Here is a 16,186-nt window from a genome sequence, read left to right on the forward strand (position 1 = left end):
CTAGCCCTCCAGGGCGTCGAGCTCGGCCGCCTGCTCCGTGCGCGCGCGCCGCTTGCGGCGGCAGTACTCGAGCCCGATCAGGCCGAGTCCGACGCCGGCCATGCACGTCCACAGCCACCAGAGGCGACCCGAGTCGTCGAGGCGGCCGTAGAACGGCAGCAGGGCGAGGAAGGCGATGAACCAGAGCGCCGTCCCGACCTCGACGGTGCGTACGCCGTCGACGTCCAGCGGCTCGACGTCGGCGATGAAGTACGTGCGGCTGCCGATCTCGTGCTGCAGGGGCTGACCCTCGTCGTACTCCACGCCGACACGCTAGTCGACGCGCGACCGGGCGTGGAATGCTTACCGGCCGTGAGCAACCAGAGCACCATCGCCGCGGGCGGCATCGACCGGTACTTCAAGATCACCGAACGCGGCTCGACCGTGGGACGCGAGGTCCGGGGTGGCCTCGTCACCTTCTTCACGATGGCCTACATCGTCGTGCTCAACCCGCTGATCCTCGGGTTCGCCACCGACGAGGACGGCAAGGTCCTCGGCGGCGGCACGGCGCCCAACCTCGCGGCGATCGCCGCCGGCACCGCCCTCGTCGCCGGGCTGCTCACGATCCTGATGGGCGTCGTCGCCAACTACCCGCTCGCGCTGGCGACCGGGCTCGGTCTCAACGCGTTCGTGGCGTTCTCGATCGCCAGCCAGATGACGTGGGCCGACGCGATGGGGCTGGTGGTCATCGAGGGCGTCGTGATCCTCGTCCTGGTGCTGACCGGCTTCCGGGAGGCCGTCTTCCACGCCGTGCCCCCGCAGCTCAAGATCGCCATCTCGGTCGGCATCGGCCTGTTCATCGCGCTGATCGGCTTCGTCGACGCGGGCTTCGTGCGCCGGATCCCCGACGCGGCCAACACCACGGTGCCGGTGCAGCTCGGCCAGACGGGCCAGCTCTCCGGGTGGCCGGTCCTGGTCTTCGCGGTCGGGCTGCTGCTGGTGATCGCCCTGTGGGTGCGCCACGTGAAGGGCGCGATCCTGATCTCGATCATCATCACCACCGTCTTCGCGTTCGTCGTCGAGGCGATCGCCGACGTCGGCAAGGCGTCGGCCGACAACCCGAAGGGCTGGTCGCTCAACGTCCCCGCCTGGCCGGACAAGATCGTGGACACGCCTCACTTCGACACCCTCGGTGAGTTCAGCCTGCTGGGGTCGTTCCAGAACGTCGGCGTGGTCACCGCCCTGCTGCTCGTCTTCACGCTGCTGCTCGCCGACTTCTTCGACACGATGGGCACGATGACCGCGATCGGCGCGGAGGCGGGCCTGCTCGGCGAGGACGGGATGCCGCCCAACACCCGCAGGATCCTGGTCGTGGACTCGCTGGCCGCGGCCGCGGGCGGCGCCGCGGGCGTCTCGTCGAACACGTCGTACATCGAGTCGGCCTCCGGCGTCGGCGAGGGCGCCCGCACCGGTCTCGCCTCGGTCGTCACCGGCGCGCTCTTCCTGCTCACGATCTTCCTCGCGCCGCTGGTGGCGATCATCCCCTCCGAGGCCGCTGTGCCGGCGCTGGTCCTCGTCGGCTTCCTGATGATGCAGCAGGTCAAGGGCATCGACTGGGACGACCTCGAGATCGCCATCCCGGCGTTCCTCACGATCGTGCTGATGCCGTTCACGTACTCGATCTCCGTCGGCATCGGCGCCGGCTTCATCGCCTACGTGCTGATCAAGGCCGTCCGCGGCAAGGTCGCCGACCTCCACCCGCTGATGTGGGTCGTCGCCGCCCTCTTCGTCGTCTACTTCTGCATCAACCCCATCACCAGCTGGCTCAGCTGACCGGGGGCGAGGAATAGTTAGCATGGGTAATGACTTATGCTAACGACATGCCCACCGTGGAGAAGGTCGCCCGCACCGATGCCGGGCTCGCCGCCGAGCTGCGTCTCGGCGTCATGCGGCTGCGCCGGCGCCTCGCCGGGGAGCGGCACCCCGACAACGAGCTGAGCCTCAACCAGATGGGCGTGCTCGGCGTCCTGTCGCGTCGCGGTGCGATGACCGTCGGCGAGCTCGCGGCTGCCGAGAAGGTGCAGCCCCCGTCGATGACCCGCACGGTCAACTGCCTCGAGGAGAGCGGGGACGTCGTGAAGCGGCCCCACGCGACCGACGGCCGCCAGGTCGTCGTCGAGCTCTCCGAGCAGGGCCGCAGTCGGGTCCTCGCCGACCGGGAGCGCCGCGACGCCTGGCTCGCCCAGCGGCTCCGCGAGCTGACCCCCGACGAGCGCGCCGTGCTCCGCCGCGCCGCCCCCATCCTCGACCGCCTCGCCCAGAAGGACTGATCTCACCGCTTTGAGCCCCACGTTCCGCGCCCTCCGCAACCCGAACTACCGCCTCTACCTGGCCGGTAGCGTCGTGTCGAACACGGGCACCTGGATGCAGCGGGTCGCGCAGGACTGGCTGGTCCTGCACCTGCCGGGCAACAGCGGCACCGAGCTGGGCATCACGACCGGGCTCCAGTTCCTCCCGATCCTCCTGCTCTCGCCGTACGCCGGGGTGATCGCCGACCGGTTCCCGAAGCGACGGCTGCTCCAGGTCACTCAGGCCACCATGGCCCTCGCGTCCCTGGTGCTCGGCGTCATCGCCGTCACCGGCGTCGCGCAGACCTGGCACGTCTACCTGATCGCGTTCCTCTTCGGCATCGGTGCCGCCTTCGACGGCCCCGCCCGCCAGGCGTTCGTCTCCGAGATGGTCGGCCAGGACGAGCTCACCAACGCGGTCGGCCTCAACTCCGCCGCCTTCAACGCCGCCCGCATCCTCGGCCCGGGCGTCGCCGGCCTGATGATCGGCGCCCTCGGCGGCGGCGCCCAGGCGACCGGCTGGGTGATCCTGGTCAACGCGGCGTCGTACGCCGCCGTGATCTTCCAGCTCCAGCGGATGAACGTCGCGCTCCTCCACTCGCCGGCGCTGCGCGGACGCACGCCCGGAGCCCTGGTCGAGGGCGTCCGCTACGTCCGCAGCCAGCCCAAGATGGTGATGATCCTGATCATGGTGTTCTTCGCCGGCACGTTCGGCATGAACTTCCAGATCACCTCCGCGCTGATGGCGACCGAGGTCTTCCACAAGGGCGCCACCGAGTACGGCGTCCTCGGGTCGGTGATGGCGGTCGGCTCGCTGACCGGCGCGCTGATGGCCGCCCGGCGGGTCCGGGTGCGGCTCCGCCTGCTCGTGGTCGCGGCCGTCTGCTTCGGGCTGGCCGAGATCGTCGCCGGGCTGCTGCCGTCGTACGTCGCGTTCGTGCTCTTCTGCCCGGTGATCGGGTTCTGCACCCTGACGCTGCTCAACTCGGCCAACGCCACCATCCAGCTGGAGACGCCGCCGGCGATCCGGGGTCGGGTGATGGCGCTCTACATGACGATCGTGATGGGCGGGACGCCGATCGGGTCGCCGATCATCGGCTGGATCGGGCAGCACCTCGGGGCTCGCTGGACCCTCGTGATCGGCGGTCTGCTGACCCTCGCGGGCATCGCGCTGGCCCTCGCGGTCTACGCGCGGCTCCAGGGAGGGGTGCGTAGCGTTTTGACCCCTGTAGAGGGCACGGGTAATCTTTTTCCTCGTGTCTGGGACAACCAGGCTGATGCGCGTGCCCGGACCTCGTCGGGGGCAGAGAACCCCGACTCCGGCACGGTCAATCCCCTCAGTGAGAACCTCTCCGGATCCCGCTGAAAACCAGCAGTTGGGCGACACGCCCGACCTCGGGGGTTAGCGCAGCGAGTTGCCCAGCACCACCGAACACAGCTTCAACACCGTGCGCGCAGAGTGTGCGTACTGATAGCCAACAAGAAGGGGAACCACCCGGTGCCCACCATTAATCAGTTGGTCCGCAAGGGCCGCCAGGACAAGGTGTCGAAGAACAAGACGCCTGCCCTGAAGGGGTCTCCGCAGCGCCGTGGCGTCTGCACCCGCGTCTACACCACCACCCCGAAGAAGCCGAACTCCGCTCTCCGCAAGGTCGCCCGCGTGCGCCTGTCGAGTGGCGTCGAGGTCACCGCTTACATCCCGGGCGTTGGTCACAACCTTCAGGAGCACTCGATCGTGCTCGTTCGCGGCGGCCGGGTGAAGGACCTCCCCGGTGTCCGCTACAAGATCATCCGCGGCACCCTCGACACCCAGGGCGTCAAGAACCGTAAGCAGGCTCGCAGCCGCTACGGCGCCAAGAAGGAGAAGAGCTGATATGCCGCGCAAGGGTCCCGCTCCCAAGCGGCCGATCGACATCGACCCGGTCTACGGGTCGCAGCTGGTCTCCCAGCTCGTGTCGAAGGTCCTCCAGGACGGCAAGAAGCAGGTTGCTCAGCGCATCGTCTACACCGCGCTCGAGGGCTGCCGCGAGAAGACCGGTACCGACCCGGTCCTCACGCTGAAGCGCGCGCTCGACAACGTGAAGCCGACCATCGAGGTCAAGTCCCGCCGCGTCGGTGGCGCGACCTACCAGGTCCCGATCGAGGTCAAGGGCACGCGTGGCACCACGCTCGCGCTGCGCTGGCTCGTCGGCTACGCCGCCGATCGTCGCGAGAAGACGATGCACGAGCGCCTCATGAACGAGATCCTCGACGCCTCCAACGGCCTCGGTGCCGCTGTGAAGAAGCGCGAGGACACCCACAAGATGGCCGAGTCCAACAAGGCCTTCGCGCACTACCGCTGGTGACCACGGGCGCAGGTGCCCGGTTGCAGAACCGGTCGCCTGCGCTCCACCCGCACCTCCACAAACTTTCTAAGGAACGCTGACAACAGTGGCTGTCGACATCACCACGGACCTCAACAAGGTCCGCAACATCGGCATCATGGCGCACATCGACGCCGGCAAGACCACCACCACCGAGCGCATCCTCTTCTACACCGGCATCACCTACAAGATCGGTGAAGTCCACGAGGGCGCTGCCACGATGGACTGGATGGAGCAGGAGCAGGAGCGCGGCATCACGATCACGTCCGCCGCGACGACCTGCTGGTGGAAGGACCACCAGATCAACATCATCGACACCCCCGGGCACGTGGACTTCACCGCCGAGGTGGAGCGCTCGCTGCGCGTCCTCGACGGCGCGGTCGCGGTGTTCGACGGTGTCGCCGGTGTCGAGCCCCAGACGATGACGGTGTGGCGCCAGGCGAACAAGTACTCCGTGCCCCGGATGTGCTTCGTCAACAAGCTGGACCGCACCGGCGCGGACTTCTTCCGCTGCGTCGACATGATGGTCGAGCGCCTCAACTCCACCCCGCTGGTCCTCCAGCTGCCGATCGGCGCCGAGGGCGACTTCATCGGTGTCGTCGACCTGGTCGGGATGCGCGCGCTCGTCTGGCGTGGCGAGACCACGATCGGCGAGGACTACGTGATCGAGGAGATCCCGGCCGAGCTGGCCGAGCAGGCTGCGGAGTACCGCGAGAAGCTGCTCGAGACGCTGTCGGACGCCGACGACCAGATCATGGAGAAGTTCCTCGACGAGGGCGAGTTCACCGTCGAGGAGCTGGAGGCCGCGATCCGTCGCGCCACCCTCGCCGACAAGCTCAACCCGGTGCTCTGCGGCACGGCGTTCAAGAACAAGGGCGTCCAGCCCCTGCTCGACGCCGTCGTCAAGTACCTGCCGTCGCCGCTCGACATCGACGCGATCATCGGTCACTCCGTCAAGGACGAGACCGTCGAGATCAAGCGTCTCCCGTCGGACGACGAGCCGTTCTCGGGCCTGGCCTACAAGATCGCGACCGACCCGCACCTCGGCAAGCTGATCTACGTGCGCGTCTACTCCGGCAAGCTCGAGGCCGGTGCGACCGTGGTCAACTCGGTCAACGGCCGCAAGGAGCGGATCGGCAAGGTCTACCAGATGCACGCCAACAAGCGTGAGGAGATCGCGTCGGTCGGCGCCGGCCAGATCGTGGCCGTCATGGGCCTCAAGGACACCAAGACGGGTCACACGCTGTCCGACCCGCAGCACCAGGTGATCCTCGAGTCGATGACGTTCCCGGCCCCGGTGATCGAGGTCGCCATCGAGCCGAAGACGAAGAGCGACCAGGAGAAGCTCGGCACCGCGATCCAGCGGCTGTCCGACGAGGACCCCACCTTCACGGTCAAGGCCGACGAAGAGACCGGCCAGACCATCATCGCCGGCATGGGCGAGCTCCACCTGGAGATCCTGGTCGACCGGATGAAGCGTGAGTTCCGCGTCGAGGCCACCGTCGGCAAGCCGCAGGTCGCCTACCGCGAGACCGTCCGCAAGGAGGTCTTGAAGCACAGCTACACCCACAAGAAGCAGACCGGTGGGTCCGGCCAGTTCGCCAAGGTCGTCGTCTCGCTCGCCCCCAACATCGACCCCGAGACGGGTGTCGGTGCGGGCTACGAGTTCGTCAACGCCACCTCCGGTGGTCGGGTGCCGAAGGAGTACATCCCCTCGGTGGACCAGGGCGGCCAGGACGCCATGGAGTTCGGCGTCCTCGCCGGCTACCCGATGGTCGACGTGAAGTTCACGCTCGAGGACGGCGCCTACCACGACGTCGACTCGTCCGAGCTCGCGTTCAAGATCGCCGGCAACCAGGCCTTCAAGGAGGCCGCCCGCATGGCGAAGCCCGTGCTGCTGGAGCCGATGTTCGCGGTCGAGGTCACGACGCCCGACTCGTTCCTCGGCACGGTCATCGGCGACATCAACAGTCGTCGCGGCCAGATCCGCGCGCAGGAGGAGCGGCATGGCGACATCGTCGTCAACGCCCTCGTGCCGCTGTCAGAGATGTTCGGGTACGTTGGCGACCTGAGGTCCAAGACCTCGGGCCAGGCTTCGTACTCGATGGAGTTCGACTCGTACGCCGAGGTTCCCACGAACATCGCCGACGAGATCATCAAGAAGGTTCGCGGCGAGTAACCCTCGTCCGGACCCTCGGCAACAACTTGTACGAGTCAAGTAACAACCCACACAGGAGGAGCCCCAGTGGCTAAGGCGAAGTTCGAGCGGACCAAGCCGCACGTCAACATCGGCACCATCGGTCACATCGACCACGGTAAGACGACGCTGACGGCGGCGATTACCAAGGTGCTGCATGACAAGTACCCGGATCTCAACGCCGCTTCGGCGTTCGACGAGATCGACAAGGCTCCCGAGGAGCGTCAGCGCGGCATCACGATCTCGATCGCGCACGTCGAGTACCAGACCGAGGCGCGCCACTACGCGCACGTCGACTGCCCTGGTCACGCTGACTACATCAAGAACATGATCACCGGCGCGGCCCAGATGGACGGCGCGATCCTCGTGGTCGCCGCCACCGACGGTCCGATGCCGCAGACGCGTGAGCACGTGCTGCTCGCCCGCCAGGTCGGCGTGCCGGCCCTGGTCGTGGCGCTCAACAAGTGCGACATGGTCGACGACGAGGAGCTCATCGAGCTCGTCGAGATGGAGGTGCGCGAGCTCCTCTCCGAGTACGAGTTCGACGGCGACGACATCCCGGTCGTCCGCGTGGCCGCCTTCCCGGCGCTGCAGGGCGACGCCAAGTGGGGCGAGTCGATCCTCGAGCTGATGGCGGCGGTCGACGAGTCGATCCCGACCCCGGCCCGTGAGACCGACAAGCCGTTCCTCATGCCCGTCGAGGACGTCTTCACGATCACCGGTCGTGGCACCGTCATCACCGGTCGCATCGAGCGCGGCATCGTCAAGGTCGGTGAGGAGGTCGAGATCATCGGCATCCGCGAGGTCGCCCAGAAGTCGACCGTCACCGGCGTCGAGATGTTCCGCAAGCTGCTCGACGAGGGCCAGGCCGGCGAGAACGTCGGTCTGCTGCTTCGTGGCACCAAGCGCGAGGACATCGAGCGCGGCATGGTCGTCATCAAGCCGGGCACCACGACCCCGCACACCAACTTCGAGGCCTCGGTCTACATCCTCTCGAAGGAGGAGGGCGGCCGTCACACGCCGTTCTTCAACAACTACCGCCCGCAGTTCTACTTCCGTACGACGGACGTGACCGGCGTCGTGACCCTCCCCGAGGGCACCGAGATGGTCATGCCCGGCGACAACACGGAGATGGTCGTTGAGCTGATCCAGCCCATCGCCATGGACGAGGGCCTGCGTTTCGCGATCCGGGAGGGTGGCCGCACCGTCGGCGCCGGCCGGGTCACCAAGATCACCAAGTGATCTAGCACTGACACGAAGGGCCCCGACAGCCGCAAGGCTGTCGGGGCCCTTCTGTCTGTGCTGATAGGAGCCGAGTCGGCGCTAGTTTCCCCCTGCGCGAAGCGCCGCAGTGGAAAGTAGCGCCGACTCGGCGATCCCACAGCGGACCGCGAGTCGAGGTGCAAACCCCAACCCCTAGGGTCGTTCCGTGAGCACAGCGAGGGTGGACGCCGCAGCCGTCGAGGCGGCGTACGAGGTCCTGCGGCCGGTCGTCCGCCGGACCGAGCTCGAGCACAGCGTCCGGCTCAGCGAGATCGTCGGGGCCCCGGTCCTGCTCAAGCGCGAGAACCGGCAGCTCACCCGCTCCTACAAGGTGCGCGGCGCCTACCACCTGATCAGCGGGCTGACGGACGCGGAGCGGGCCAGGGGAGTGGTCTGCGCCAGTGCCGGCAACCACGGCCAGGGGCTGGCCTGGAGCTGCGCGCGCCTGGGTGTCGACGGCCGGGTCTACGTGCCGGGCAACACCCCCCGGCAGAAGCGGCAGCGCATCCTCGCCCTGGGCGAGGGCCGGGTCGACCTCGTCGTCGAGGGGAGCTCGTACGACGTCGCCGGGGCCGCTGCGCTCGCGGACTCCGAGCGGACCGGCGCGGTCTACGTGCCGCCCTTCGACGACGTACGCACCATCGCCGGCCAGGGCACCGTCGCGGTGGAGCTGATGGGCCAGACCGCGATGCCGGTGCACACCGTGGTCGCACCGCTCGGCGGCGGCGGTCTCGTCGCCGGCCTCGCCGTCTGGCTGCGCGAGCGGCACCCGCAGGTGCGCATCGTGGGCGTCGAGCCCGAGGGTGCGGCGAGCATGACCGCGGCCCTCGCGGCGGGCGGGCCCGTCCTGCTGCCGGAGGTCGACACGTTCGTCGACGGCGCCGCGGTGGGCCGGGTCGGCGACGTGACGTTCCCCCTCGTGCGGGATCTCGTCGACGAGGTCGTCACGGTCGATGCCGGAGCCGTCTGCACCGAGATGCTCGACCTCTACCAGGTCGAGGGGATCATCGCCGAGCCCGCGGGAGCGCTCGCGAGCGCCGCCGTACGTGAGCTGGCCGGCACCTTCCCCGACGACAGTGCGATCGCGTGCATCGTCTCCGGTGGCAACAACGACGTGAGCCGGTACGGCGAGATCGTCGAGCGGTCACTGCTCCACCAGGGGCTGCGGCACTACTTCCTGGTCTCCTTCCCGCAGGAGCCCGGCGCGCTGCGGCACTTCCTCGACGAGGTGCTCAGCCCGACCGAGGACATCGTGGTCTTCGACTACGTCAAGAAGAACAACCGCGAGACCGGTCCCGCCCTGGTCGGGATCGAGCTCGAGAGCGCAGCAGGCCTGGCCGGACTCCTCGACCGCATGGAGGCCAGCCCGCTGACCATCGAGCGGGTGCCACCGGGTTCGCCGCTCTTCACGTTCCTGATGTGAGGCTCAGCCCGTCAGCTGGCGGACCGCCTCGCCGAAGACCTCGGTGTGCCGGTCGACGTCGGCCTCGCTGTGGTGCGGGCTGAAGAGCGCCATGTTGTGGAACGGCGTCAGCAGCACGCCGCGGTTGAGGCACCACAGGTGCAGGAAGCCCTCGAGCTCCTCGTCGACCGCGGCAGCCGCGGCGGCACCGTCGGCGGGTGGCGGGCAGAACCAGTACTCCGCGCGACAGCCGAGCCGTTGCACGTGCCAGGGCAGCCCGTGCTCGGCGATCACGCCGGCCACGCCCTCGGTGAACCGCTCGGCCAGCGGGATCGCCACGGCGAAGTCCTCGTCGCGCAGGCAGGTCGACAGGGTGGCCCGGATCGCGGCCAGCGCCAGGGCGTTGCCGGTCAGGGTGCCGCCGACGCCGGCGACGTCGATCTCGTGCCCGAGCATCGGCCCCGAGAGCCGCTCGGCGACCTCGGCACTCAGGCCGTACGCCGCGCACGGGATGCCGCCGCCGATCGGCTTGCCCACCACCACGATGTCGGGGTCCAGGCCCCACGCGGCGGTGGCGCCGCCGGGCCCGGCGCACAGCGTGTGGGTCTCGTCGATGACCAGCAGCACGCCGTGGCGCCGGGTGACCTCGCGGACGCCCTCGAGGTAGCCCGGCTCCGGCAGCACGATCCCGATGTTGGTCAGGGCCGGCTCCATCAGCAGGCACGCCACGTCGCCGACCGCGAGCCGCCGGTCGAGGGCGTCCAGGTCGTTGAACGGCACGACCGCGGTGGTCTCCGCGACGTCGACCTGCGGACCCAGGGCACCGGGGCGGGCGACGACGCGGTCGCCGTCGAGGACGGCCAGCGTCTCGTCGACGGTGCCGTGGTAGCACCAGTCCATGACCGCGATCCGCGGCCGGCCGGTGAGGTGGCGCGCGAAGCGCAGCACGAAGCGGTTGGCGTCGGTCGCCGACATCGCCAGCTGCCAGGTCGGCAGCCCGAAACGCCGGGCCAGCTCCTCGCCGACCCAGATCGCATCGGCGGAGGGCAGCATCGTCGTGATGCCACGGCCCGCGCGCTCGCTGATCGCGGCGGTGACCTGGGGGAGTGCGTGACCGGTCATGGCACCGGTGTCGCCGAGGCAGAGGTCGACGTACTCGATCCCGTCGACGTCCACCAGTCGCGCGCCGGAGGCGGACTCGAAGAAGACCGGGAAGCGACCCGGCCACCGGGTCATCCAGGGCATCGGCACGCCGGCGAGCAGCGGGCCGCGTGCCCGCTCGGCCAGCTCGGCCGATCGCGGGTGCGCCGCGACGAAGCGGGCCTCCTCTTCGGCACGCAGGGACGCGATTCGGGTGCGGTCGACCATGTTGGGAAGATAAGCCCATGAACTCACCCCACGGAATCGCGGCCCTTCCCCCGCTGCGCTCCTCCGAACCACGATTCCGCGGGGACCCCGGATGAACCAGGACGGCGTCCGACCGGCGCGCCCGCACCACAAGCTGACCGAGGACGGCCGCCGGCTGCAGGAGGTCCTCACCTATGCCCGTCGCGGCAGCCGGTTCACGCCACGCCAGCAGCGCGCCTGGACGGCGTACGCCGAGCGGTGGTGGGTGCCCGACGAGGCGGTCGACGACCCGGGGTTCTCGCTGCCGCGCCTCTTCGGTCGCGAGGCGCCGCTGATCGTCGAGATCGGCTCGGGCATCGGCGAGTCGACGGTCGAGCTCGCGGCGGCCCGCCCCGACCACGACGTGGTGGCCTTCGAGGTCTGGCGCCCGGGTGTGGCCGAGACCCTCGGCCGGATCGGGGACGCCGGACTGACCAACGTGCGGATGCTGAGCGTGGACGCCGTCTGGTCGCTCGAGCACCTGGTGGAGCCCGGCAGCCTGGCCGCCCTGTGGATCTTCTTCCCCGATCCGTGGCACAAGGTGCGCCACCACAAGCGTCGGCTGGTCACCCCGGCCTTCGCCGAGATGGCGGCACAGCGGCTCGCGCTGGGTGCGGAGTGGCGGCTGGCGACGGACTGGGCCGACTACGCCGAGCAGATGGTCGAGGTCCTGGACGCCGAGCCGCTGCTCACCGGTGGCGTGGTCGAGCGGTGGGCCGAGCGTCCGGTCACCAAGTTCGAGCGCCGAGGCCTGGCGGCCGACCGGCACATCGTCGACCTGGCCTACGTGCGCAGCTGAGCGGTGGTCCGGCGTACGACGAGCTCGGTCGGCAGGATCACCTGCTCGGGGTGCCAGTGGTCGTCGGTGAGGGCGGCCAGCACCTGGGTGGCCGCGACCCGGCCCTGCTCGTGCACGGGCTGCGCGACCGTGGTGAGGTCGAAGTAGCTGGCCATCTCGTGGTCGTCGATGCCGATCACGGACACGTCCTCCGGCACCCGGAGGCCGAGCTCCTGCGCGGCCCGCAGGGCGCCGATCGCCATCTCGTCGGACGCCGCGAAGATCGCGGTCGGCCGGTCGGTGCCCGACAGCAGCTCGCGCGCGGCCCGGAGACCTCCCGCGACCGTGAACGCACCGTCGGCCTCCAGCTCCGGGGCGGGCGGGGCGCCCGTGCGCTCGAGGGTGCAGCGGTAGCCGGCCAGCCGCGCTGACGGGGCGGTGAAGTCGAGGACGCCCTCGGTGGCGCCGCCGATGTAGGCGATCCGCCGGTGCCCGAGGTCGAGCAGGTGCTGGGTCGCGGTGGAGGCCGCCTCGTGGTCGTCGATCCGCACGGTGGCCCAGCCGGGCATGTCGGCGCCGATGATGGTGACGGGTCGGCCCAGCCGCAGGAGGCGGTCGAGCTCGTCGGGGCTCGGCTTGAGGCTGAGCACCAGCACGGCGTCCACCCGCTTGGTCAGCAGGTTGGTCTCGAAGACCCGGTGCCGCGCGGAGGCGTCGCCGGCGAGGTTGTAGAGCAGCAGGTCGTAGCCCCGCTCGCGGAGCACCTCCTCGGCGCCCTGGACGATCGCGGCGAAGAACCACTGCGTCACCCGGGGCACGATGACGGCGACCGTGCGGGTCAGGCCGCTGGCCAGTCCCGCCGCACTGGGGGAGGGCACGTAGCCCAGGCGCCGGGCCGACTCCATGACGCGGCCGCGGGTCTCCTCGGAGACGCCCTGGAGCCCGCGCAGCGCGCGCGAGACCGTTGCGGTGGACATCTCCACGTCGCGGGCCACGTCCTTGATGCTGGTCACAGCGGGAGCGCTCCCACTTTCCCGGCCGAGGCACTACGGTGGTGCCCATGACCTCGCACCTCCCGGACGGATCGACCCTGGCCTTCGGCGCCGCCACCGCGGCGTACCAGATCGAAGGCGCGCACACCGAGGACGGCCGCGGCCCCTCGATCTGGGACACCTTCGCGCTGCAGCCCGGGGCGACCAGGGACGGCCGGGACGGCTCGGTCGCCTGCGACTCCTACCACCGCTTCGAGGAGGACCTCGACCTGGTCGCCGGCCTCCACGCCGGCTGGTACCGCTTCTCGGTCGCCTGGCCGCGGATCATGCCGACCGGCACCGGCGCCGTCGAGACCCGCGGCCTGGACTACTACGACCGGCTCGTCGACGCCGCGCTGGCGCGCGGGGTGCAGCCGACCGCCACGCTCTACCACTGGGACCTCCCGCAGGCCCTCGAGGACGGCGGCGGCTGGCTCGAACGCAGCACCGCCGAGGCCTTCGCCGACTACGCGATGGTCGTCCACGAGCGCCTCGGCGACCGGGTCAAGGTGTGGGCCACCCACAACGAGCCGTGGTGTGCCGCCTACCTCGGCTACTCGGCCGGCATCCACGCCCCCGGCCGCAAGGAGGGCGTGGCGGGGCACCGGGCCGCGCACCACCTCAACCTCGCCCATGGCCTGGCCGCCGCCCGCCTGCACGAGGCCGGCGTGACCGACGTGGGCATCGTGCACAACCTGGCGCCGTTCTGGCCCGAGACGCCGGAGGCCGCCGGCGCCGCCGACGAGCTCGACGCCGTGCGCAACCGGATCTGGCTGGACCCGCTCATCGACGGGGCGTACGACGAGGGTCTGCTGCGCGTGGCTCCCGAGCTCGCCGACCCCGAGCTGGTCCGCGACGGCGACCTCGCCCTCGTGCGGGACTCCGCCGACTGGCTCGGCGTCAACTACTACACCCCGTTCCGGCCAACGCTCGCCGACCCGAACCTCACCGTGCACCCCGAGGTCGAGGCCTACCCCGGCGTCACCCCGGTCTCGTTCGTCGTGCGCGAGCCGCGCACCGACATCGGCTGGGAGGTCGACGGCTCCGGCCTCGAGCAGCTCCTGGTCGACACCCACAAGCGGACCGGCCTGCCGATCATCGTCACCGAGAACGGTGCGGCATACCCCGACGACACCCTCGTCGAGGGTGTCGCCGGGCCGGGCTCGACGATGGTGGACGACCAGGACCGGATCGGCTACCTGCGCGACCACATCGCCGCCACCGAGGCCGCTCGCGCGGCCGGCGCCGACGTCCGGGGCTACATCGTGTGGACGCTGCTCGACAACTTCGAGTGGGCCGAGGGTTACACCAAGACGTTCGGCGTCGTGCACATCGACCCGCAGGACCTCACTCGCACTCCCAAGGCGTCCTACCACTGGTTGGCCGAGCACATCGGATCCGCTTCGTCCTGACCGCCCGGCTCAGCCCTTGACGCTTCCGGCCAGCAGGCCGCGCACGAAGTAGCGCTGCAGCGACAGGAAGACGATCAACGGGACCACGAGCGACACGAAGGCGCCCGCGGACAGCAGGAACCAGTCCTGGCCGCGTGTGCCCGAGAGCTCGGCCAGCCGTGCCGTCAGCGGCGAGATGTTGGGGCTGCCGCCGCCGAACACGAGCGCGACCAGCAGGTCGTTCCAGACCCACAGGAACTGGAAGATGCCGAACGCGGCGATGGCGGGCGCCATCAGCGGCAGCATGATCCGGCTGAAGATCTGCACGTGGCCCGCGCCGTCGACGCGTGCCGACTCGATCAGCTCGCCCGGGATCTGCGACATGAAGTTGTGCAGCAGGTAGATCGCCAGCGGCAGCGCGAAGATCGAGTGCGACAGCCAGATCGTGTAGAACCCGCCACCGGGTGCCTCGGCGCCCGTCAGGCCCAGGTCGACGTACAGGCTGAGCAGCGGGATCATCGTGACCTGGATCGGCACGATCTGCAGCGCGAAGACCGCCACGAAGAGGAAGTCGCGTCCTGGGAACTTCATCCACGCGAAGGCGTACGCCGCCATGGTCGCGATGCAGACCGGGATGATCACGGCCGGGAGCGTGATGACGATTGAGTTGACGAAGTACGTCGAGAGCGCCGTGTCGCCGTTGAGCACCTGGTCGTAGTTGTCCAGGGTGAAGCTCGGGCTGGTGAAGACCTTCCACCAGCCGCTGGAGGTGATGTCGCTCTCGGGGCGGAAGGACGTGATCAGCAACCCGGCCGTCGGGAGCGTCCAGAGGATCGCGATGACGACGGCGGCGATCGACGCCCACGGCGACGACAGTGCCTTGTGGGCGCTGCTCGCGGTGGACTCCTTCGCGACGACGGACTCGACGGACACGGTGGGGTCGGCGGTGGTCATCGTGCCTCCAGCTTGCGCATCTGACGGACGTTGTAGATGACGATCGGCATCACCAGGACGAAGATCAGGACCGCGAGCGCGGCTCCGAGACCCTGGTTGAAGGACCGGAAGCTCTCGACGTAGAACTGGTACGCCAGCACGCTGGTGTCGAAGTTGCCACCCGTCGTCGTGCGCACGATGTCGAACGCCTTGAGCGTCGTGATGCTGATCGTGGTGATGACGACGATCAGCGAGGGGCGGATGCTCGGCACGGTGATCTGGCGAAAGAGCTGCAGCCCGCCGGCTCCGTCCAGCCTCGCGGCCTCGACGATGTCGTCGGGGATCGCCTTGATCGAGGCGGACAGGATCGTCATCGCGAACCCGGCCTGGACCCAGATCATGATCACGATGAGGAAGACCGTGTTCCAGGGCTGCTCCTGGAGGAAGCGGTAGGTGTCGAAGCCGAAGAACTTGAGGACGGCGTTGGCGATACCGATCTGGGCGTCCGACGTCTGGCGGTAGTCGTAGACGAACTTCCAGATGATGGAGGCGCCGACCAGCGAGATCGCCATCGGCAGGAAGATCAGGGCCTTCGCGAACTTCTCGAACTTCGCCCGGTCGATGAGCACGGCGTAGATCAGGCCGATCGCCGTGGACGCCAGGGGCACGATGACCACCCAGGCCGCGGTGTTGACCAGCACCTTGATCAACGCGCTGTCGGTGAAGATCGTCTGGTAGTTGTCCAGGCCGACGAACTCGTTGCCGGCCGCGTTGCGGAACGACTGGTAGATCGTGTCGATCGCGGGGTAGAGCAGGCCGACGCAGATCAGGAGGACCGCCGGCAGCACGAAGGCCGCGGACTGGATCAGCTCCCCGGTCCGGGATCTGAGTCGCTGCGTGAGCAGCAGGATGACCGCGACGACTCCGAAGAAGAGCCCGATCGCGATGAACATCTGGACGAACTTCTCACCTGTGGACAAGACGCACTCCCGGTGGTCAGGCGGCGGAGCGGCGGCTCGCGCGGCCGGGTGGACAGGAGAAGGGTGCCGGGCCGCGAGGCTCCCGTCCATGGTGGACGGAGGCCCGCGCGGCCCGGCGGGGTGTGGCTGCCCGCC

Annotated in this window: 15 protein-coding genes; 10 read left to right on the forward strand and 5 right to left on the reverse strand. The window is 69.3% G+C overall.

Going from position 1 to position 16,186, the window contains the following annotated elements; translation table 11 throughout:
- Positions 1-303 carry a DUF2530 domain-containing protein gene (locus tag ABEA34_RS15450; protein ID WP_345522256.1) on the reverse strand — a complete coding sequence of 101 codons (303 nt, stop codon included), beginning with the start codon at positions 301-303 and terminating at the stop codon, positions 1-3.
- Between the two features lie 48 nt (positions 304-351).
- Here ABEA34_RS15450 and ABEA34_RS15455 point away from each other — a divergent pair, with 48 nt between their 5' ends.
- From ABEA34_RS15455 to ilvA, 8 genes are all read left to right on the forward strand, one after another.
- Positions 352-1,812 (forward strand): NCS2 family permease, encoded by a 1,461-nt coding sequence (locus tag ABEA34_RS15455; RefSeq protein ID WP_345522257.1) that lies wholly within the window; start codon positions 352-354, stop codon positions 1,810-1,812.
- A gap of 47 nt (positions 1,813-1,859) precedes the next feature.
- Entirely contained in the window at positions 1,860-2,309 is a 450-nt protein-coding gene (locus ABEA34_RS15460) for a MarR family winged helix-turn-helix transcriptional regulator (RefSeq protein ID WP_345522258.1), read from the forward strand.
- A 10-nt stretch (positions 2,310-2,319) separates the two neighbouring features.
- Positions 2,320-3,693, forward strand: coding sequence for an MFS transporter (locus ABEA34_RS15465; RefSeq protein WP_345522259.1), 1,374 nt, complete (start codon positions 2,320-2,322; stop codon positions 3,691-3,693).
- Positions 3,694-3,825: 132 nt separating this feature from the next.
- Positions 3,826-4,200 (forward strand): 30S ribosomal protein S12, encoded by a 375-nt coding sequence (gene rpsL / locus ABEA34_RS15470; protein WP_028636428.1) that lies wholly within the window; start codon positions 3,826-3,828, stop codon positions 4,198-4,200.
- A gap of 1 nt (position 4,201) precedes the next feature.
- Positions 4,202-4,672: a 30S ribosomal protein S7 gene (gene rpsG / locus ABEA34_RS15475; protein WP_028644778.1), complete on the forward strand. Its 471-nt coding sequence runs from the start codon at positions 4,202-4,204 to the stop codon at positions 4,670-4,672.
- 85 nt (positions 4,673-4,757) lie between these two features.
- On the forward strand, positions 4,758-6,869 hold the full coding sequence (fusA, locus tag ABEA34_RS15480) for an elongation factor G (RefSeq protein ID WP_345522260.1): 2,112 nt from the start codon (positions 4,758-4,760) through the stop codon (positions 6,867-6,869).
- A gap of 66 nt (positions 6,870-6,935) precedes the next feature.
- The gene (gene tuf, locus ABEA34_RS15485; RefSeq protein ID WP_345522261.1) at positions 6,936-8,129 is read left to right on the forward strand and encodes an elongation factor Tu; all 1,194 of its coding nucleotides are present in this window, start codon (positions 6,936-6,938) and stop codon (positions 8,127-8,129) included.
- A 187-nt stretch (positions 8,130-8,316) separates the two neighbouring features.
- Positions 8,317-9,573, forward strand: coding sequence for a threonine ammonia-lyase IlvA (ilvA, locus tag ABEA34_RS15490; RefSeq protein ID WP_345522262.1), 1,257 nt, complete (start codon positions 8,317-8,319; stop codon positions 9,571-9,573).
- A 3-nt stretch (positions 9,574-9,576) separates the two neighbouring features.
- Here the strand turns inward: ilvA and ABEA34_RS15495 are convergent, their stop codons facing one another.
- Positions 9,577-10,920 carry an aspartate aminotransferase family protein gene (locus ABEA34_RS15495; RefSeq protein WP_345522263.1) on the reverse strand — a complete coding sequence of 448 codons (1,344 nt, stop codon included), beginning with the start codon at positions 10,918-10,920 and terminating at the stop codon, positions 9,577-9,579.
- 91 nt (positions 10,921-11,011) lie between these two features.
- Here ABEA34_RS15495 and trmB point away from each other — a divergent pair, with 91 nt between their 5' ends.
- On the forward strand, positions 11,012-11,737 hold the full coding sequence (gene trmB, locus ABEA34_RS15500) for a tRNA (guanosine(46)-N7)-methyltransferase TrmB (RefSeq protein WP_345522264.1): 726 nt from the start codon (positions 11,012-11,014) through the stop codon (positions 11,735-11,737).
- On the opposite strand, the gene ABEA34_RS15505 is transcribed toward trmB, so the two are convergent.
- Positions 11,722-12,729: a LacI family DNA-binding transcriptional regulator gene (locus ABEA34_RS15505; RefSeq protein WP_345522266.1), complete on the reverse strand. Its 1,008-nt coding sequence runs from the start codon at positions 12,727-12,729 to the stop codon at positions 11,722-11,724. The genes trmB and ABEA34_RS15505 overlap by 16 nt on opposite strands.
- Before the next feature lie 47 nt (positions 12,730-12,776).
- On the opposite strand from ABEA34_RS15505, the gene ABEA34_RS15510 reads away from it, so the two are divergent.
- On the forward strand, positions 12,777-14,159 hold the full coding sequence (locus ABEA34_RS15510) for a GH1 family beta-glucosidase (RefSeq protein WP_345522268.1): 1,383 nt from the start codon (positions 12,777-12,779) through the stop codon (positions 14,157-14,159).
- A 9-nt stretch (positions 14,160-14,168) separates the two neighbouring features.
- On the opposite strand, the gene ABEA34_RS15515 is transcribed toward ABEA34_RS15510, so the two are convergent.
- Both ABEA34_RS15515 and ABEA34_RS15520 read right to left on the reverse strand, forming a co-directional pair.
- Complete coding sequence (locus tag ABEA34_RS15515; protein ID WP_345522270.1) at positions 14,169-15,092, reverse strand: carbohydrate ABC transporter permease; 924 nt, start codon at positions 15,090-15,092, stop codon at positions 14,169-14,171.
- Positions 15,089-16,051: a carbohydrate ABC transporter permease gene (locus ABEA34_RS15520; RefSeq protein WP_345522271.1), complete on the reverse strand. Its 963-nt coding sequence runs from the start codon at positions 16,049-16,051 to the stop codon at positions 15,089-15,091. Before ABEA34_RS15520 ends, ABEA34_RS15515 begins: the two co-directional genes overlap by 4 nt.
- Positions 16,052-16,186 lie beyond the last annotated feature (135 nt).

It is taken from the genome of Nocardioides conyzicola (genome assembly GCF_039543825.1).
GTDB classification, from domain to species: Bacteria; Actinomycetota; Actinomycetes; order Propionibacteriales; family Nocardioidaceae; genus Nocardioides; species Nocardioides conyzicola.